At 68.2% G+C, this 17,054-nt stretch carries 14 protein-coding genes and 1 pseudogene; 7 read left to right on the top strand and 8 right to left on the bottom strand.

The window, feature by feature from the left end; genetic code table 11:
- The first annotated feature begins 25 nt into the window (after positions 1 to 25).
- Together ACIBTS_RS43280 and ACIBTS_RS43285 are read left to right on the top strand one after the other, a co-directional pair.
- Positions 26 to 2,368 carry an RICIN domain-containing protein gene (locus ACIBTS_RS43280; RefSeq protein ID WP_399326632.1) on the top strand — a complete coding sequence of 781 codons (2,343 nt, stop codon included), beginning with the start codon at positions 26 to 28 and terminating at the stop codon, positions 2,366 to 2,368.
- A 302-nt stretch (positions 2,369 to 2,670) separates the two neighbouring features.
- A pseudogene (locus tag ACIBTS_RS43285) lies at positions 2,671 to 3,789 on the top strand (FAD-dependent oxidoreductase); the annotation flags it as partial.
- A 520-nt stretch (positions 3,790 to 4,309) separates the two neighbouring features.
- Here ACIBTS_RS43285 and ACIBTS_RS43290 read toward each other — a convergent pair.
- The 8 genes from ACIBTS_RS43290 to ACIBTS_RS43325 form a co-directional block, all read right to left on the bottom strand.
- Positions 4,310 to 4,696 carry an SDR family oxidoreductase gene (locus ACIBTS_RS43290; RefSeq protein ID WP_399326665.1) on the bottom strand — a complete coding sequence of 129 codons (387 nt, stop codon included), beginning with the start codon at positions 4,694 to 4,696 and terminating at the stop codon, positions 4,310 to 4,312.
- Positions 4,618 to 5,037, bottom strand: coding sequence for a histidinol dehydrogenase (locus tag ACIBTS_RS43295; protein WP_399326667.1), 420 nt, complete (start codon positions 5,035 to 5,037; stop codon positions 4,618 to 4,620). The genes ACIBTS_RS43290 and ACIBTS_RS43295 overlap by 79 nt, the downstream gene beginning before the upstream one ends.
- A gap of 323 nt (positions 5,038 to 5,360) precedes the next feature.
- Entirely contained in the window at positions 5,361 to 5,732 is a 372-nt protein-coding gene (locus tag ACIBTS_RS43300; RefSeq protein WP_399326634.1) for a MarR family transcriptional regulator, read from the bottom strand.
- 455 nt (positions 5,733 to 6,187) lie between these two features.
- The gene (locus ACIBTS_RS43305; RefSeq protein ID WP_399326636.1) at positions 6,188 to 8,251 is read right to left on the bottom strand and encodes an alpha-L-fucosidase; all 2,064 of its coding nucleotides are present in this window, start codon (positions 8,249 to 8,251) and stop codon (positions 6,188 to 6,190) included.
- A gap of 241 nt (positions 8,252 to 8,492) precedes the next feature.
- On the bottom strand, positions 8,493 to 9,221 hold the full coding sequence (locus tag ACIBTS_RS43310; protein ID WP_399326669.1) for an RICIN domain-containing protein: 729 nt from the start codon (positions 9,219 to 9,221) through the stop codon (positions 8,493 to 8,495).
- Complete coding sequence (locus ACIBTS_RS43315) at positions 9,218 to 9,961, bottom strand: DUF1349 domain-containing protein (RefSeq protein WP_399326638.1); 744 nt, start codon at positions 9,959 to 9,961, stop codon at positions 9,218 to 9,220. The genes ACIBTS_RS43310 and ACIBTS_RS43315 overlap by 4 nt, the downstream gene beginning before the upstream one ends.
- A 35-nt stretch (positions 9,962 to 9,996) precedes the next feature.
- Positions 9,997 to 10,131 carry a hypothetical protein gene (locus ACIBTS_RS43320; RefSeq protein ID WP_399326640.1) on the bottom strand — a complete coding sequence of 45 codons (135 nt, stop codon included), beginning with the start codon at positions 10,129 to 10,131 and terminating at the stop codon, positions 9,997 to 9,999.
- A 285-nt stretch (positions 10,132 to 10,416) separates the two neighbouring features.
- Positions 10,417 to 11,184 carry a FadR/GntR family transcriptional regulator gene (locus tag ACIBTS_RS43325; protein WP_399326641.1) on the bottom strand — a complete coding sequence of 256 codons (768 nt, stop codon included), beginning with the start codon at positions 11,182 to 11,184 and terminating at the stop codon, positions 10,417 to 10,419.
- A gap of 187 nt (positions 11,185 to 11,371) precedes the next feature.
- Between ACIBTS_RS43325 and ACIBTS_RS43330 the strand changes: the two genes are divergently transcribed.
- From ACIBTS_RS43330 to ACIBTS_RS43350, 5 genes are all read left to right on the top strand, one after another.
- A complete protein-coding gene (locus tag ACIBTS_RS43330) occupies positions 11,372 to 12,736 on the top strand; it encodes an ABC transporter substrate-binding protein (RefSeq protein ID WP_399326643.1) in 1,365 nt (454 codons plus the stop codon).
- Positions 12,733 to 13,647, top strand: coding sequence for a carbohydrate ABC transporter permease (locus ACIBTS_RS43335; RefSeq protein WP_399326645.1), 915 nt, complete (start codon positions 12,733 to 12,735; stop codon positions 13,645 to 13,647). The genes ACIBTS_RS43330 and ACIBTS_RS43335 overlap by 4 nt, the downstream gene beginning before the upstream one ends.
- Positions 13,648 to 13,702: 55 nt before the next feature.
- Positions 13,703 to 14,611 (top strand): carbohydrate ABC transporter permease, encoded by a 909-nt coding sequence (locus ACIBTS_RS43340; RefSeq protein WP_399326647.1) that lies wholly within the window; start codon positions 13,703 to 13,705, stop codon positions 14,609 to 14,611.
- Positions 14,612 to 14,673: 62 nt separating this feature from the next.
- Complete coding sequence (locus tag ACIBTS_RS43345; RefSeq protein WP_399326649.1) at positions 14,674 to 16,686, top strand: hypothetical protein; 2,013 nt, start codon at positions 14,674 to 14,676, stop codon at positions 16,684 to 16,686.
- Entirely contained in the window at positions 16,683 to 17,030 is a 348-nt protein-coding gene (locus tag ACIBTS_RS43350) for an L-rhamnose mutarotase (RefSeq protein ID WP_399326651.1), read from the top strand. Before ACIBTS_RS43345 ends, ACIBTS_RS43350 begins: the two co-directional genes overlap by 4 nt.
- The last annotated feature ends 24 nt before the right edge of the window (positions 17,031 to 17,054 follow it).

A 17,054-nucleotide genomic window follows, 5' to 3' on the forward strand; every position in this document is an offset into this window, starting at 1 on the left:
ACAGGCGTACAACGGTGAGACGCCCGTGATCACCGGCGGCAAGGCGATCACCGGCTGGACCTCGGCGGCGGGCGGCGAGTACAAGGCCTCCGTGGGCAGCCTCAACTTCCGGCAGCTCTACGTCAACGGGGTCCGCGCCACCCGCGCCCGCTACCCCGACCTAGGCTCGGACTTCCAGCTGCAGGGCAGCGACAAGACCAACAAGCTGCTGAAGGTGCTCAGCTCACAGGTCTCCAACTGGAACAACCTCAACCAGGTCGAGATGCTGCTGGAAACGGCGTGGGGCGAGAGCTACCTGCGGCTGAAGTCGACCAGCTCCGCCAACGGCACCGCCAACGTGTCGATCCAGGACCACGAGGCGGGCATCCTCTTCCAGCGCCCCAACCCGAACCTCGCCGCCGGCTCTCCCCTGCACTTCGAGAACGCCCACGAATTCCTCAACGAACCGGGCGAGTTCTACGTCGACACGGCCGCGCAGACCGTCTACTACAAGCCCCGCCCCGGCGAGGACATGTCCACGACCACCGTGCAGGCGCCAACGGTGCAGACGCTCTTCGACATCAAGGGCACAAGCCTCGACAGTCCCGCCCACGACCTGCGCTTCTCCGGGATCACCTTCACCCGGACCACCTGGATGGAAGCGACGGACAACGGCTACCTCAACGCCCAGGGCGGCAACTACAACACCTCGGCCGACACCTCCAACAACCAGTACGTCGGCCGTCCGCCGGCCGGGGTCCAGGCGTCGAACGCCGACCGCCTCTCCTTCACCGGCAACACCTTCACACAGATGGGCACCAGCGCCCTCGACCTGCACCACGGCGTGCACGACAGCACCGTGACCGGCAACCTCATCTACGACATCGCCGGCAACGGAATCATGGTCGGCAAGTTCTCCGACCCGACCGTGGAGTACCACACCGTCTACAACCCGCCCACCTCGCCGGCCGGTGAGGACGCCCGGGAGGTCGTCAAGAACGTCACCGTGAAGAACAACCTGATCACCCGGATCGGTCAGGACTACCTGGGCACCGCCGGCATCAACGCGGGCTTCGTCAACAGCACCGCCATCGACCACAACGACATCTCGGACACTCCGTGGGCGGGCATCTCGCTGGGCTGGGGCTGGCAGTCGGCGGCCAATGCCGAGGGCAACAACAGCGTCAGCTACAACCGGATCGGCAACGTGATGAACCGGCTGTGCGACTCCGCCGGTATCTACCACCTCTCCAACGACCCGGGCACGGTCATCAACGGCAACTACATCCACGACGTGGTGCGGGGACCGGCCGCCTGCACTTCCGCGGTCAGCGGCATCTACCTGGACGAGGGGTCGAACAACATGACCCTGTCGAACAACGTGCTGTCGCACACCGAGGAATCCATCCACCAGAACAACAACGGAACCAACGTCACGCTCACCAACAACACCACGTCCGGTGACTCAGTGATCAAGGCATCCGGCCTGGAGTCCGCCTACCAGGGGCTGGCCACGAAGCTCAACCTCGCCTACAACAAGCCGGCATCCTCCTCCTCGGTGTACAGCTCAGCCTGGGTGGCGGCCAAGGCCAACGACAACAACGGCTCGACCGGCTGGTCGCCGACCGGCAGCGACACCTCGGCCTGGTGGCAGGTCGACCTCGGCCAGGCCTACCAGCTCGGACAGTTCTCGCTGACCACCCGCCAGGACCTCGACCAGCCCGAGACGCGCAGCAACTTCGAGATCCGTGGCTCCAACGACCCGTCCTTCGCCACCTACACCGTGCTGGGACGCCAGGGCGCCACCACCCTGCCGCTCGCCTCGACGCTCACGGGCGACATCGACGTCCGCCAGAAGTTCCGCTACGTGCGGGTCGCCAAGACCGACGGCGCGTACTTCTTCATCGCCGACTTCAGTGTCCAGCAGGCCGGCGGCGCGCTGGAGGACGCGACCAGTACGCCGAACACCAACCCGTCGACGTACTACACGATCAAGAACGCCAACAGCGGACAGCTGATGGACGTGAACCAGGCCTCCACCGCCAACGGCGCGAGCGTCAACCAGTACCCGAGCAACGGCGGTACCAACCAGCAGTGGAACATCGTCCCGGTCAGCGGTCAGCTCTACAAGATCGTGAACCGCAACAGCGGCAAGGCCCTCGACATGAACGGCTCCAGTCACCGGAGGGGGTCCGCGCTGCAGCAGTACACCTACAGCGGCGGCAACAACCAGCTGTGGTACTTCGAGCCGACCAGCGGCGGATACCTCATCCGCAACTTCGAGAGCGGGCAGGTCCTGGAGGTGGGTGCCGGATCGACGACGAACGGAGCCGCCATCAGCCAGTGGATGCCCCTGAACCACCTGTACCAGGCATGGACGATCCAGTGACCGGGTGACCCAGCGCAGGACGGTGACGGCGCGGCCGGAAGACGAAGGCTTTCCGGCCGCACCGTACCCAGCGCGCCCTCGTGGCCGGCATGCTCGCCGGCGCGACCAAGGAGTGAGGCACCGGGCAGCTGGGCGGACCTGACCGAGATCTGGCATCCGAGTGAGTCCGGCACACCGTGACGGTCATCCCCCATCCCTCGCCCGAGCCACCTGACCACCACCCATCGCAAGGAAAAGCCCAGTGAAACTTGTACGAGTCGGCGCGCCCGGCGAGGAGCGTCCCGCGGTCCGCACCGAGGATGGCCGGCTTCCGCATCATCGGCTCGCGCTACTCGCCCGACACCCGGCGGCTGCGCGAGTTCGCCGTCCGCAACCGGCTGCCGCACCGCTGGATCGACCTGGAGACCGACGAGGAGGCCGAGGACCTGCTGCGCCGCTTCGGCGTCGGCCCGGAGGAGACACCGCTCGTCATCTGGCGGGACACCACCCTGTTGCGCAACCCCAGCAACGCGGAACTGGCCCGGCTCATCGGCCTGCCGCAACTGCCCGCCGGAATCCGTCACGGTGACGTCCTCATCGTCGGCTCCGGACCCGGCGGCCTCGCTGCCGCGGTGTACGCCGCCTCGGAGGGCCTGAGTACCACCGTGGTGGAGGCGATGGCCACCGGCGGCCAGGCCGGCACGTCGTCCCGCATCGAGAATCTGCTCGGCTTCCCCGCCGGCATCTCCGGTGCCGAACTCACCGAACGCGCCGTGCTCCAGGCCGACAAGTTCGGCGCCAGGATCAGCATTCCGGTCGAGGCGACCGCTCTCCATCACAAGGACGAGGACCACTACGTGGTGGCGTTCGCCGACGGCAGCGAGATCGCTGCCCGCGCCGTCGTCCGGGCCACGGGCGCCCGCTACCGCCGGCTCCAGGTGCCCGGCATCGAACGCCTGGAAGGAACAAGCGTCCACTACTCGGCGACCGTCTACGAGGCCCAGCAGTGCCGCACCGACCCGGTGGCCGTCGTCGGCGGAGGCAACTCGGCGGGCCAGGCGGTGCTGTTCCTCGCCGGGTACGCGCCGAAGGTGCACCTGCTGGTCCGGGGACCCAGCCTTGAGGCCAACATGTCCCGCTACCTGGTCGACCAGGTCGAGCGCCATCCGCAGGTGGAGGTCATGCTGCACACCGAGGTCACCGAGGTCATCGGCCAGGAGGTGCTGGAGGAGCTCGACGTGGTCGACAACCGCACGGGCGGGCACCGCCGGCTCGCGGTAGGGGGCCTGTTCGTCTTCACCGGCGCTGACCCCCACACCGAGTGGCTCGCCGGCAGCATCGCCCTCGACTCCCGCGGCTTCGTCCTCACCGGCCCGGAGGCCCAGGAGGCCTGCGCCCACCCGGAGGTGTGGCACGACCGGGGACGCTCGTGCATGACCCTGTTTCGTACCATGTTCAAGTCCAAGATCTAGCGTTTGGGTGTTTCCGCAGGTCAGATCCCTGGTGTCCGCCTCCGGGTCAGCAAAGGGTCAGCATCCGGCCGGACGGTGTCCGGCGTGCTGACCTGCGCCTAGGGCAGGGGCCGGCTACGACACGCAGGATGGCGCTATCGAGCGTCTTATGCAGATTTACTCAGACAACGAACCAACTTCTCCCTGCTGCTCGACACCGCCCGGTCCCGCGGCTGGATCCAGATGGACGCCCACGACTTCATGAAGATCGTCCGCTATGGCTCGAATGGTGGTGGGGCAGTGCGCGCGTCGTGAGGCAGGCCGACGCCGGTCAGACCTGGGCGTGGAAGGGGCCCGAGTTGCAGGTGATCGCGTCGGTGAGTGCCTGGGGCAGGCCGAAGGGGTGGCCGGTGGTCTCGGCGCAGGCGCGCGGTGCAGGTTGAGGACGATGCGTTCCGCGTCGGGCAGGACGGGTCCACATACGTACGTACGGACGGGCCGGAGCCGTGGGTCACGAGGGGGCGATCATGCCGGCCGAGAGGTCGATGTCCGCGCCGCAGAGTCCGGGCACGGCGAGCATCGCCACCAGGGCCTTCGTCACTTCGTCCTCCTCCACCAGTCTGCCCAGGGCCGCCCGGGACGCGAACGCCCGCTCGGCCTCTTCAGATGTGCTGCCCGTCAGTTCGGCCTCCAGCCGGAAGTTGCGGTCCATGCGCGGGCCGCGCACCGGGCCGGGGGAGAGGGAGTTGACGGCGACACCGTGGGGTCCGACCTCAGCGGTGAGGGTGCGGGTCAGGCCCAGCAGGGCCATCTTGGAGGCTATGCAGGGGGTGCGGTTGAGGAGGGGGCGTTTGCCGCTGACCGACGCGATGTTGACGATGTCGTCGGCGCCCGCCAGGTGCGCGGCGGCGACGGTCGCGGAAGGGACCTCGCCGCGGATCGGCGGGTGACGGCGACGACCCGGGGCACGCCCGCGACCTTCGCCGTGACGATGGTCATGTGGGCGGAGGCGGTCAGCGGGTAGCGGCCCCCGGGGATGTAGGCGCCCGCGGCTTGGACGGGGATGTGCTTCTGACCGAGCTTCACGCCGGGCGGGCACTGCAGGAGACCGACCGGGACGTCCTCGTCCTCGTCCTCGACGAACCCACGGCGAGCCTGCCCGAGCACGAGGCGAGCTTCCTTCTGGAGTCCGTACGCCGGCGTGCCGACCAGGGGCAGACGGTGATCCTCGTCAGCCACCGCCTCAGCGAGGTCATCGCCGTCACCGGCGACTACACCGTGCGGGACGGCCGTCTCCGAGACCGTCAGTGGCCTCACGCTGGCCGGTGCGGTGCCAGTGACTGGGTCGACATGGTGCCGCGCTCCTGCTGGCCGTGGGCCTGTCCACCTATTTCGGGCGCAGGCGGGCCGCCGGAGCCGCCGTCCAGCGAGATGGTTCCGGCGGCTGGCCGGCTACGGAGGGCGTCAGCGGCGGTGCCAGGGCAGAGCCGCCGGGTAGGCGTCCTCCTCGTCGGCCTGCTCGAGAGAATCGATGACGGTGGCGGTGATGGCCGCCAACTGCTTCACCTGTTCTGGACTGAGCGCGTCGAACACCGCGCGCCATTCAGCAACTCCATGCCTTCCTCTGTGAGTTCGACCAACTGACCGCGCCGGTCGGCCGGGTCGTCCCGGCGCCGTACGTAGCCGACGTTCTCGCGGCGGATCACCGCGCGCGTCAGGCGACTGCGCGTGAATTTGAGCTGCTCGGCGAGCACCGACATCCCCAGCGTGCGGTCGGGGCGCGCGGAGAGGCGTCCCAGGAGGCTGTAATCCGCATGCGTCACGTCGGCGTCGCGCCGTAACTGCTGATCGAGGCAGTCGCTCAGCAGGGTCGAGCAGTCGATGAAGTTGCTGCAGGCTCGCATCTCATCGGGAGTGAGCCAGCCGCCTTCCACGCGGCGATCACAGGCTCGACCAGCGCCCACTGCTCGTCGCTCACGTCGGCCTTGTAGGACTTGCGCTCGCTCACGGCGCCCAGGCCAACGCGCCCATGGCCGCCGGCCGACCGGGATGCCGCACTGCCACACGTTCAGGTGAAGACAAACCCCTATCCACTCGCATAGCTGGTGAAGGCGGTGGCGGTGCTCGCCGGCGTTTGACTCACACGGCCGGATCGACCTCCGTGGCGTGCGGTTCCCACTCTACGGTTGGACGTTCCGGTGCCGACCGCGTCCCGCCCCCGCCTGCTGCCGCAACTTCGGTAACTCCTCGACTCGCAGATGCAGCGCACGAGCCAGTGCCCCCGCTGTTCTTGGGCAGGGAACCGGCTTGCCGTCCTGCGGCGCTTCCCGCCCGGTCGTGTGCCGCAGCCCCGACCGGGCGGGAAGGTGGGCCACCGGGGTGGCGCCGGTCAGGCGACCGGGCTGAACGTCCACAGCAGGTTGGTGCTCTGCTGCCACTTCCACTGCTTGGTCACGGACCCGGAGGCGACATTTCCGCCGCTGTCGAGGACCAGTCCCGTGCTGCGGTTGGCGATCGAGTACTGGCCCTTGCCGCGGGGGGTGATCAGCCACTGCTGCGTTGCGCTGCCGTCCCAGGCCTTCTGCCGGGCCGGGTCGCCGTTGGCGGTGGCGCCCCAGCCGTCGGCGACCATGCCATTGGTGCGGTTGACGAGCTTGTAGTAACCGTCGCCGAGTTCCACTGCCTGCCACTGGAGATTGGAGCTGCTTCCCGGCGACCACTGCTTCAGGTTCGAGCCGCTGGCGACATTGCCGCCGCTGTCCAGCACCAAGCGGCTGGTGACATTGGTCAGGCGGTAGTACTTGTCGGGCCTGAACGTCACCTTCAGTGATCTGATCGCGTCGTTGTTGCCGGTCGCCACGAGGTCGGGGGCGTTCGAGGTGAATGTCCAGGCGGTGCCGGTGAAGTTGTCGCCGGAGTAGCCCGTCACCTGGTAGCCGTCGGGTACCAGGATGGAGGAGGCCATGGCGGGCCCCAGGCCCGCGGCGGACAGCTGGGAGGACGTGTAGCTGCCCAGCGGCAGAATGGCGCTGTTGCCTTGGTAGCTGACGTCCTGGAACAACGTCGCTGACGTGGAAACCCCGATGGGCATGCCCAGGACCTCGACGCACACCACGGAGACGTTGGCGTTCGGCGCGGTGGCCGGCACGGTGACGTCGATGGTGCCGCCGCTGACGGTGTACGAGAGCGAGACCGAGGGGTTGTCCAGCAGGTAGACGCGGCTGATCGTGTTGTCGAGTGCCGGGATCCGCAGCTGGCCGTTCGTGGGCCAGGTGAAGACATGGGCGAAGAGCTTGCCGCTCTTCTTGGTGACCTTCCCCCACCCCGGTTCGAAGGTGAACGGGCTGCCGCTGGTCCCGTGGATGCTGTCGCTGTACGTCGACATCCATGAGGCCAGGCCGTTCAGGACGGACTCGGTTCCGGCGGTGACCAGGCCCTCGCCCGTGGGGCCGATGTTCAACAGGTAGTTGCCGTCCCGGGAGACCACCGTGACGAGTTCCCGGACGAGGTCCTTCAAGGGCCTGTAGCGGGTCTCCAAGCCCGCGTTGTAACCCCAGGAGCCGTTCATGGTGGCGCACTTCTCCCACTGCCGGTTCATCGGCGTGGCGGGTATGCCGAACTCCGCGACCGCGTAGTCGCCGAGACCGAGGTCCCGCTTGACCCGTTCGTTGACGATGAGGCCGGGCTTGCGGGCGATCAGCCAGTTGTAGAGGTCGACGCCGTCCGATTTCAGCCACCAGTCCTCCAGGGTGGGGCTGGAGGGCTCGCCGGACCAGTCGCCGTCGAACCACAGCAGTGCCGGGTCGTAGCGGTCCAGCAGTTCCTGGAGCTGTGCCTTCATGTCGGCGATGTAGGCGGTGCGGGCGGCCTGCGAGGACATCGTGGTGAGACCGCCCTCGTGACGCTCGGTCTGTGAAGGATGGTTCCAGTCGAGGATCGAGTAGTACAGGCAGAACTTGATCCCGCGGCTCTCGCACTCCCTCTTGAGGTCCCCGAGCAGGTCGGTCTGGAAGCCGCTGTAGTCGTGCAGGTTGTACAGCTTGGTGCCGGTGGTGTCGGTGAAGCTCGCCACGTCGGAGTCCCACATCGCGTAGCCCTCGTGGTGCTTGGCGGTGATCACGAGGTACTTCATGCCGGCGTTCTTGGCGAGTTCGGCGATGGCGGCCGCGTTGAACTGGGTCGGATTGAACTTCTGGCTGACCTGCGTCTGGTAGTTCGCCTTGCTCCACCGCTGCTGCGCAAACACCCACTCGCCCTGGCCGAGGTACGAGTAGGACCCGAAGTGGATGAACATCCCGAACCGGGCCTCGTACCACCAGTCCATCTTCGAGGGGACGGTGTACGCCTCGGCGGTGGCGGGCCACAGGGCCTGCGGCAGCCCGAAGGCCGCCACTCCTCCGGCAAGGGCGGCGGCCTTCATCAGAGAGCGTCTGCTGAGGGATGCAGAAGACATGGTGCGGCTCCATGTGTTGGGGGAGGGAGGGCAGGGCGCTACGAGCGGAACACCGGCATGGCGGCCATGTTCCGCTTCACCCTCTAGAAGACATCGGATGGATTTATAGGGCAACTGCGAGGGCCGCGTCTACGGTTGAGGCGATACCGGTCTAAGTCACGGGAGGAAATGGAAGGTTCAGGGCGGGTACGTTAGACCCGAGGGGTCACTCATTCGGTGAGTGGAGCGCTATACATGGGATCTATAGCGCCGCCATTGCGCGTACTATTGATCTTGGTCGTAGCCTGCTGCTCGGCGGCGGGAAGCTGGCGGGCATGGCCCGCCGCTTGACTGGCCGCAGCAGCCGGGCCGCGTCGATGACGTCGGCCCGCAGAACGCGGCCGGGTGCGCACGGCTGTGCCGTCTGGTCTTTCCGTCCCGGAGCCGCTTGACGTTGCCGTGGGGTCGGCGGAGGACCACGCCGCCGAACTGCGCCGCGCGAGCATCGGGCACCTGCTCGGCTTCGAGGCCGAGGTCCCGTATGCGGCGCGGGGGTCGGTGCAACCGGAAAGTCTTCGCCTTCCGGGCGCACCGTCACCATCCACTCATCGATGGCGGCTCCGCTCGTCGTTGATCCGCCGCTCACCCCCGGTATCTGTCTGCTCTCCACGTTGCAGATGAGGTACCCGCCGGTGGCCGGCTGGAAGTACCACAGCTGGTTGTTGGCGCCGGCGAAGGTGTACTGCTGTGGAGAAGTCTCCCTGCGATGACTGAAGCCGTTGATGTCGAGGACCTTGCCGCTGTTCCTTTCATGGTCTTGCAGAGCTGCCTGCCGACCGGGACGATGCCTGTCCGCGGGCAGCGAGACGTCTCCGTCACTTCCTCGGCGTGGCGCAGGACCGCCAGGCGTCGCTGGGCCTGGCGGTCCTGCCGCGGTCCGGCTGAAGGGGGCCTGCCGGATCGGCGACGGGTGCCCCTTCCGCTGCGTCAGCTGATGGAGAACTGGCTGAAGCTCGCGGTGCCGGGTGTGGGGCTGTGGGCCGTGAAGAACGTGCCCGCGTGCAGGCTGCTGTTCGCTCCGGTCAGCGTGGCGGTGCCGACGGTGGTCCAGGTGGTGCCGTCGGTGGAGCAGGAACCGGTGACCGATGTGCCGTTCCTGACCAGCCGGAGCCAGAGGGGGGCGGATTTACCGGTCTTGGTGGTGATCTTGTCGACGTAGCCGTCGCTGTCGGAGTCCCACTGCAGGCTGACGCCGTTGCCGGGAGTGACGGCGAGGGAGGCGTACCCGGTGGACGAGCCGGCTCCGGTGACGCTGTTGCGCAGCATCAGGCCGGCCTTGCCCCAGGCGTTGGTGTTGTCCTGGCTGTCGACGTGGACGGTGACGGTGGAGGAGGTTCCCGCGGCGGCCGGCTGGTAGGCGGCGGAGTACTCGTCGTCGTGCAGCATGCTCGTGGCCCATGTGTCGATGCCCGCGTTGGTCAGGGAGGTCACTCCCTGGCTCTGGCCCACCGCGGCGGGGATGGAGCTGTAGGCGCGCCAGGGCGAGGTGACGATCTGCAGTTTGCTGAAGGTCGCACTGCCGGCGGTGGCGCTGTGGGCGGTGTGGATGACACCGGCGTCCTGGGTGCCGGCCATGGACGGCAGGGTGACCGCCGAGCCGATCTGGGTGAACGTGGATCCGTCGGTGGAGTAGTAGCCGGACACCCGGGTGGCGGTGCGGGTGAGCCGCACCCAGACCGGTGCCTTGACCGAGGTGGCCGTGGAGGTCAGCTGGTCGAGGCGAAGGCGGTGCCCGTTCCGTTCGGCGTGGCGTAGAGCGTCGTCGTGGCGGCGAACGCGGGGCTGGCCTGGACGAGGACCGCAGCGGCCGAGGCGGTGAAAGGGCACCTGTGGCCAGCCATGATCTGAGGCGATCGGATACGGGTTGGTTGTGGTTTGGTCGCATATGGCGTGGTTGCGGCTTGGTCGCATATGGCACCTGCCGGTGGATTGTCTCGGAAGGCCTCGCGATGTTCCGCCGGAGTGGGCTGGCCGGGCGACGCGGACACAAACGGGAAACATCGATGCAACATTAGACGTCATATGAATTTCGTCAATAGATTCGTCGCGACGACTCGGCCGATGGGCCTGCGGCATGTGCGAACGCCCCCGGCCTTGTCGGCTCGGGGGCGTCGGTGCGGTTGTGCTCACGGAGCGGGCGGGGCCGCGCTGGGCGGGCGACGGCGACGCCACGCTGCTTCGATGTGATCGGTCATGGCCTGCGCGGCGCCCTCGGGATCGCGGGCCAGGAGACGCTCGACCACTTTCCGGTGCTCCGCGTTGGCCTGTCGGCACCCGGCGGTGTCGGGGGCGCCGGTGTACAGCAGCGTGGTGCGGGCCTGGGCGTGGACGGTGCGGATGACGGAACGGCCGAGCCGGTTGCGGGAGGCCTGCATGATGCGGTCGTGGAAGGCGACGTCGATCTCGACGAACCGGGCCGGGGTCGTGGTCTTCTCGTCGAGCCGGCCGAGCATCCGCTCGATGGCCTGCAGGTCCTCGTCGGTGGCCAGTTCGACGGCCTGGGCGGCCATCTGAGCCTCGAGCGCCGACCGGATGGCGACGAGCTGGTCGAGGACGACGAGTGTGCCGTCGTGCTGGACGGTGGCGGCCAGCACGACGGGGTCCAGCAGGTTCCACTCCTCGGGCTGGGTGACCGTGGTGCCGGAGCCCTGCCGGGCGCGGACCAGACCCTTGGCCTCCAGAGACTTGACGGCCTCACGGACGGTGATGCGGCTGACGCCGAACGTCTCGCACAGTTCGGGTTCGACCGGCAGGGTCGAGCCCGGCGGGAGGGCACCCGAGACGATGGTGCCGGTGAGGGACTCCACGACGGCATGGGCCAGGCGGGCCGGGCGCTTGGGCCAGGGCTCGATGACCGGCGATTCCTCGGCCGCGCCGCTGGCGTTCCTGACCATGGGCCCCCTTGCGTTGCAGCGAACGGTGGGCGACTCTACTCGCCAACACCTTGACGGCATTCGTATGACGACTTATGTTACACGAAATGCACCCCTCAGGGTCCGACGCCCGCCCGGGACGGCCCGGCGTCGACCTGTCCAAGCCCCCGAACTGCTCGGGGCACCTGCGAACCCAGTGGAGTCACTCATGACGGTCGACAAGCCTGCGTCCAGCTCGAAGAGAGTGATCAGCAAGAAGCGCGCGGCGTTGCTGGCCGGTTGCGTGGCCACGGTACTGCTGACCGTGACGGCCTGTGGCGGCGGCAGCGGCACCGGTACGACGACCAAGGACGGCTTCGCCCAGGCGCCGCAAAAGGACGGCGCGCTGACCGTCTGGGTGGACGCGACCCGCATGGACGCCGCGAAGCTGTATCAGAAGCTCCACCCGGACGCGAAGCTGGACATCGTCAGCTACGACGGCGACGCCAACGGCTCGAACTACCTCCAGACCAAGGTCCAGTTGTTCAACCGCACCGGCAAGGGCTGGCCGGACGTCGTCTTCAGCTCGCAGAACAACGAGGTGACGTGGGCGGTCGACGCGGGGTTCGCGGCCCCCCTCGACAAGGGCCTGATGCCCGCGATCATCCTGGCGCAGTTCGCCAAGGGCGCCAACGACGTCTGCAAGGTGAACGACACCCTCTACTGCCTGCGCAACGACCTCTCCCAGGCGGTGCTCTGGTACAACGCTCCGCTGATGAAGAAGTTCGGCTACACCGTGCCGACGACCTGGGAGGAGTACCAGGCGCTCGGCGAGAAGGTGGCGAAGGAGCACCCGGGCTTCCTCGTGGGTGACGCGGGCGACTCGTTCACTCCCGAGATCTACCTGTGGGCGAGCAAGTGCGGCGCCAACGACATCACCGGTCCCAAGTCCGTCTCGGTGAACACCACCAGCGAGGCCTGCACCAAGATGGCCAAGCTCCTCGACGTGCTGATCAAGAACAAGTCCATGTCCATCAGCGGCGTCTTCAGCACCGACTTCGGCAAGAACCAGGCCGACAAGGTGCTGCTCATGCCCGGCCCGGCCTGGTACGGCGGCGCGGTGTTCAAGGACACCCTCAAGGTGCCGGCCAAGCAGATCGGCGTGGCGCCCATCCCCCAGTGGAAGGGGCAGCCCGCTCCCACCACCGGCAACGTCGGCGGCGGCACCTGGCTGCTGTCAAAGCACTCCACCCACATCAAGGCGGCCACCGACTTCCTGAAGTGGGTCACCACCGACGACGCCTACCAGGCAGAGAAAGCGCCCGGCTATCCGGCCTACGGGCCCGCAGCCCAGAAGTGGCTCAAGGCGCAGGGCGGCGTCGGCTACCTTACCGGGGACCTGAGCGCGCTGCAGGACGCGTCGAGCCAGGTCTGGCCGGGGTGGGGCTCGGGCCAGTTCAGCCAGGAGGCGATCTGGGCGGCCACCGTCAAGCCCGGCCTGACGCAGGGCAAGTCCATCGAGTCGATGCTGCCGGCCTGGCAGGACTCCATCGTCAAGTACGCCAAGTCCAACGGATACAAGGTCTCCCAGTGACGCTCAGCCACTCCTCGTCCGGCTCTGCCCGCCGGCGCCCCCGCGGCGCCGACCGGCCGGGCCGGGCCGGCATCGCCTTCGTCGCGGCGTACGTGCTCCTGCTGATCGCGTTCGGCATCCTGCCGACCGGGTACGCCGTCTACTTCGCCTTCACCGACGCAGGGGGCACCTTCACCGGCCTCGACAACTTCGTCACCACGGCGCAGGACTTCCGCTTCATGGACGCCGTCAGTCATGTCGCGCTGTACCTGGTGTTCTGGCTGGCCTCCCTCGTGGTGTTCGTGGTGGGCCTGGCCCTGCTCCTGCACCGCCTCTCGTCAGGCACCGTCAGCAAGTCCCTGCGGTTCCTCTTCTACATCCCCGGAGCCCTCGCCGGCGCGGCCAGCGTCCTGGTGTGGCTGTTCATGCTCGACCCGACGGTCAGCCCCGTCAGTTCGCTGCTGGGCTCCCTGGGCTTCCACACCTTCGGTGAGGTCATCGCCCCCGGCAACCTGGCGCTGCTGTTCACGGTCATCGCGTTCTGGACCGGCGCCGGCGGCTGGATCGTCGTCATGTACGGCGCGCTCAACAACATCCCCACGGACGTCATGGAAGCCGCCCGCATCGACGGCGCCGGCGCCTGGCAGACCGCCTGGCACATCCAGATCCCCATGCTCCGCAAGTGGATCGTGTACATGGCGATCCTGGCCTTCGCGGGCGGCGCGCAGCTCTTCGTCGAGCCGCAACTGCTGTCCCTCGCCAGTGTGGGCGTGGCCGGACGCGACTACTCGCTCAACCAGCTGACCTACGACTTCGCCTTCCAGATGAACAACATCAACGGCGCCGCCGCGGTCTCGGTGGAACTCCTGGTCGTCAGCGTGTCGGCCGCCGCCGTCTTCGTCGCACGCTCGGGGTTCTTCGATGCCGACTAAGTCCTTTGCCATCCCCGTCGCCGCCACTCCACGTACGAAAGGGGCATCATCCGTCATGAGCCACAGGCACCACCGGGCTCCGGAGCGGCGCCCCCGTCCCCAGCGGCGCGTGACATCCCGGCTGCTGACCGGCACCGTACTGGCCGTGTTCGCGGTGTTCTTCGTGCTGCCGGTGCTGTGGCTCGTCCTCGCGGCGACCAAGACCGACCAGCAACTCGTCCACGGCAACCCGCTGTCCTTCGGCTCCTGGCACGCGTTGAAGGCCAACTGGGACGGCCTCACCGCGTTCCAGGACAACGCCATCATGCAGTGGCTCGGCAACTCCACGCTGTACGCGGTGATCTCCCTGGTCATCACCCTCTGCGTGGCGGTGCCGGCGGGATACGGCCTGGCCATGACCGAGTTCCGCGGACGGCACACCCTGCTCGTCTCGACTCTCGTCGTGATGCTCATGCCGACCGCCACCCTGGTGGTGCCGCTGTTCCTGGAGATCAACGCGGCTCACCTGATCGGCACGATGTGGTCGATCATCCTGCCCTACTCGTTCTACCCGTTCGGCGTGTACCTCACCTACATCTACTTCACCACCGCCGTGCCGAAGGACCTGCTGGCGGCGGCGAGAATGGACGGCTGCTCGGAGTTGGGCGTCTTCCGGCACATCGCGCTGCCGCTGGCCACCCCCGTCATCGCGCTGGTGGGCTTCTTCAGTTTCGTCGCCAACTGGACGAACTACTTCCTTCCGTACGTGATGCTCCCCGAGAGCGACCAGATGCCGATCCAGGTGGGCGTCGGAAGCCTGCTCAGCAACGTGCCGTCCTTCAACCCGGCGGTCGGCGCCCTCGCGATCCAGCGCCCGCAGCTGGCGCTGGCCACGCTGGTGGCCATCACACCGGTGCTGGTCGTCTTCCTCTTCGCGCAGCGCTTCCTGGTCAGCGGGATGCTCGCCGGCGCCACCAAGGAATAGCGGCCCGTTCAGGCCGTCGCCCTCGAGCGCCGTCCCGCCGCCCACCCCAAACGGAGATCCCCATGCCCTACAGCTCCGCCGACCGTACCCCGGCACAGGACACCCCCTGCGACCGTCGGGTCCCCCCACCCGAGATCGAGGCGCGGGTGCCGCTGCTCGAACCACCCGGCTGGGCCGTGGCCCAGCGGTCCCTGTTCGACCTCCTCGACCACGCCTGGCGGCGCTTCGCCCGCGACTTCACCGGCCCGGACGGACAACTGAACTACTCCGGCCCGCTGACCACCCGCGACGGTGTGGACGACTTCTACGAGGTGTTCTTCAACTGGCCCCAGCTGTACCTGCTCGGTGGCGCGGACGATCTGCTGCCCGCCAGTGAGAAGCACTGGGAGGGCGTGACCCGGCAGCTCACCGAACTGGGCATGCTGCGCGACGAGTACGAGCGCGGCTACGACTGGTTCCATCAGGGCGAGAGCCTGCTGCTGCTCTACTTCCTGTGCATGGCCGCCCCCGACCGCTGGTCCGAACGCGCCCTGCGCTTCGCCGAGCTGTACGTCGACCCGGCCAAGGGCAACTACGACCCCGCCCACCGCATCATCACTCGCGCGCACAACGGCAGCGATCCCGACCGCACGGGCCTGTTCGACGGCGACGTCTACCCCTGGCTCCAGAAGGAGGCCGACACCTACGGGTACCCGCTCGACTGGATCCCCGAGGCCGACGGCGGCCCGTACCCGCTCTCCGCGGACCCGCGGCTCGGCGCGCAGATGCGCGACCGGATGGGCGTCGGCGACACCGCGCTCAACCTCGGTGCCACCGGTCTGGTCCTCAACGCCTGGATCCTGACCGGCGACGAGCGCTACCGCGACTGGATCGTCGAGTACGTCGGCGCGTGGCGGGAGCGCACCGAGGCGAACGACGGCGTCATCCCCGACAACGTCAGCCCGGGCGGAGTCGTCGGCGGCCTCCTTGAAGGCCGCTGGTACGGCGGCCACTACGGCTGGTCCTGGCCCCACGGCTGGCACAGCATCGGAACCGCGGCCTGTGTGGCGGCGCTCGCGGCGGCCACGGTCACCGGGGAGGACGACTTCCTGTCCATGGTCCGCACCACGCTCGACTCGCTCATCGCCCGCGGCAAGGTGATGCGCCACACCGAATCCGACTCCAGCCTGCCCGCCAAGTGGGCGGTCGAACTCGGCCCGGACGCCGACATCCCCACGCTCCACGTGCCGTTCCGGCACAACGACACCGGCTGGTTCGACTACAACCCGACCACCCCGCCCGTACCGGTGGCCCTGTGGCACCACTCGGCCTCGGACGCCGACCGCGAGCGGCTGGAGGACCTGCGCGAGGCCGAGGCGATCGACTGGCGCACCCTGAGGCCGTTCCGCGCCAAGGAGGAGTCCGGGCACGAGAAGGCGTGGTTCGCCTTCCTCGCCGGCGACGACCCCGGCTACCCCGAGCGCATCCTCGCCACCGCCCAGGCACAGATCCGCCACCGCCTGCGGCGCATCGACCGCTACCGCGACCTGGACGTCCCCGAGGCCGACATCCACGTCTGGCAGCAGTCAAACCCCGTCGCCACCGAGGCCCTCGTCCAGCTCACCTGGGGCGGCCCCCAGGTGCTCTACAACGGCGGCCTCCAGCAAGCCCGGCTGCGCTACCACGACGCCGACGCCCGCCGCGCCGGCCTCCCCCAGGACGTGGCCGCACTGGTCACCTCCATCGACCCCGAGGCCACCACCGTCGAACTCGTCAACCTCGCCCCCGAGACCGGCCGCACGGTGATCGTCCAGGCCGGCGCCTTCGCCGAGCACACCATCACCACCGTCCGCTACACCACCTGCGCGGACGACGGCTGGATCGGCGACATGTACGACTACGGCCACACCGAGCCCGTCGTCACCGAGGAAGAACTGTCCTGCGACAGCCCCTTCCTGACCGTCCGGCTGCCCGCGTCCACCCGGATCAAGCTCGTCCTGCGGCTGGACCTGCGCGCCAACACCCCCAGCTACCGCACCCCGTTCGACACCGACGCCAACGAGCCCGCCCCCGGCACAGGAGAGAGCACGGCGTGAAGCGCATCGCCCAGACCATCAGGCTCCGGCCCGAGCACCGGGAGAGATACCTCGAACTGCACTCCGCCGTCTGGCCCGGGGTGGAGGCGGCCATGCACCGGGCGAACATCCGCAACTTCGGCATCTTCCTCCACGGTGACGTGCTGTTCGGCTACCTCGAATACCACGGCGACGACTTCGAGGCCGACATGGCCACCCTCGAAGCCGACCCCGAGACCCAGCAGTGGTGGAAACTCACCGACCCCTGCCAGGAACCCTGGCCCGACCGGGGCGACTCCCGCCAGTGGACGGAACTCACCGAGATCTGGCACCTGAACCCGTCAGGCGAAGACACCACCGCCTGACCCGGCCCGTACCAGACCGAGCCG

The sequence above is a fragment of the Streptomyces sp. NPDC050121 genome, from assembly GCF_044460385.1.
GTDB classification, from domain to species: domain Bacteria; phylum Actinomycetota; class Actinomycetes; order Streptomycetales; family Streptomycetaceae; genus Streptomyces; species Streptomyces soliscabiei.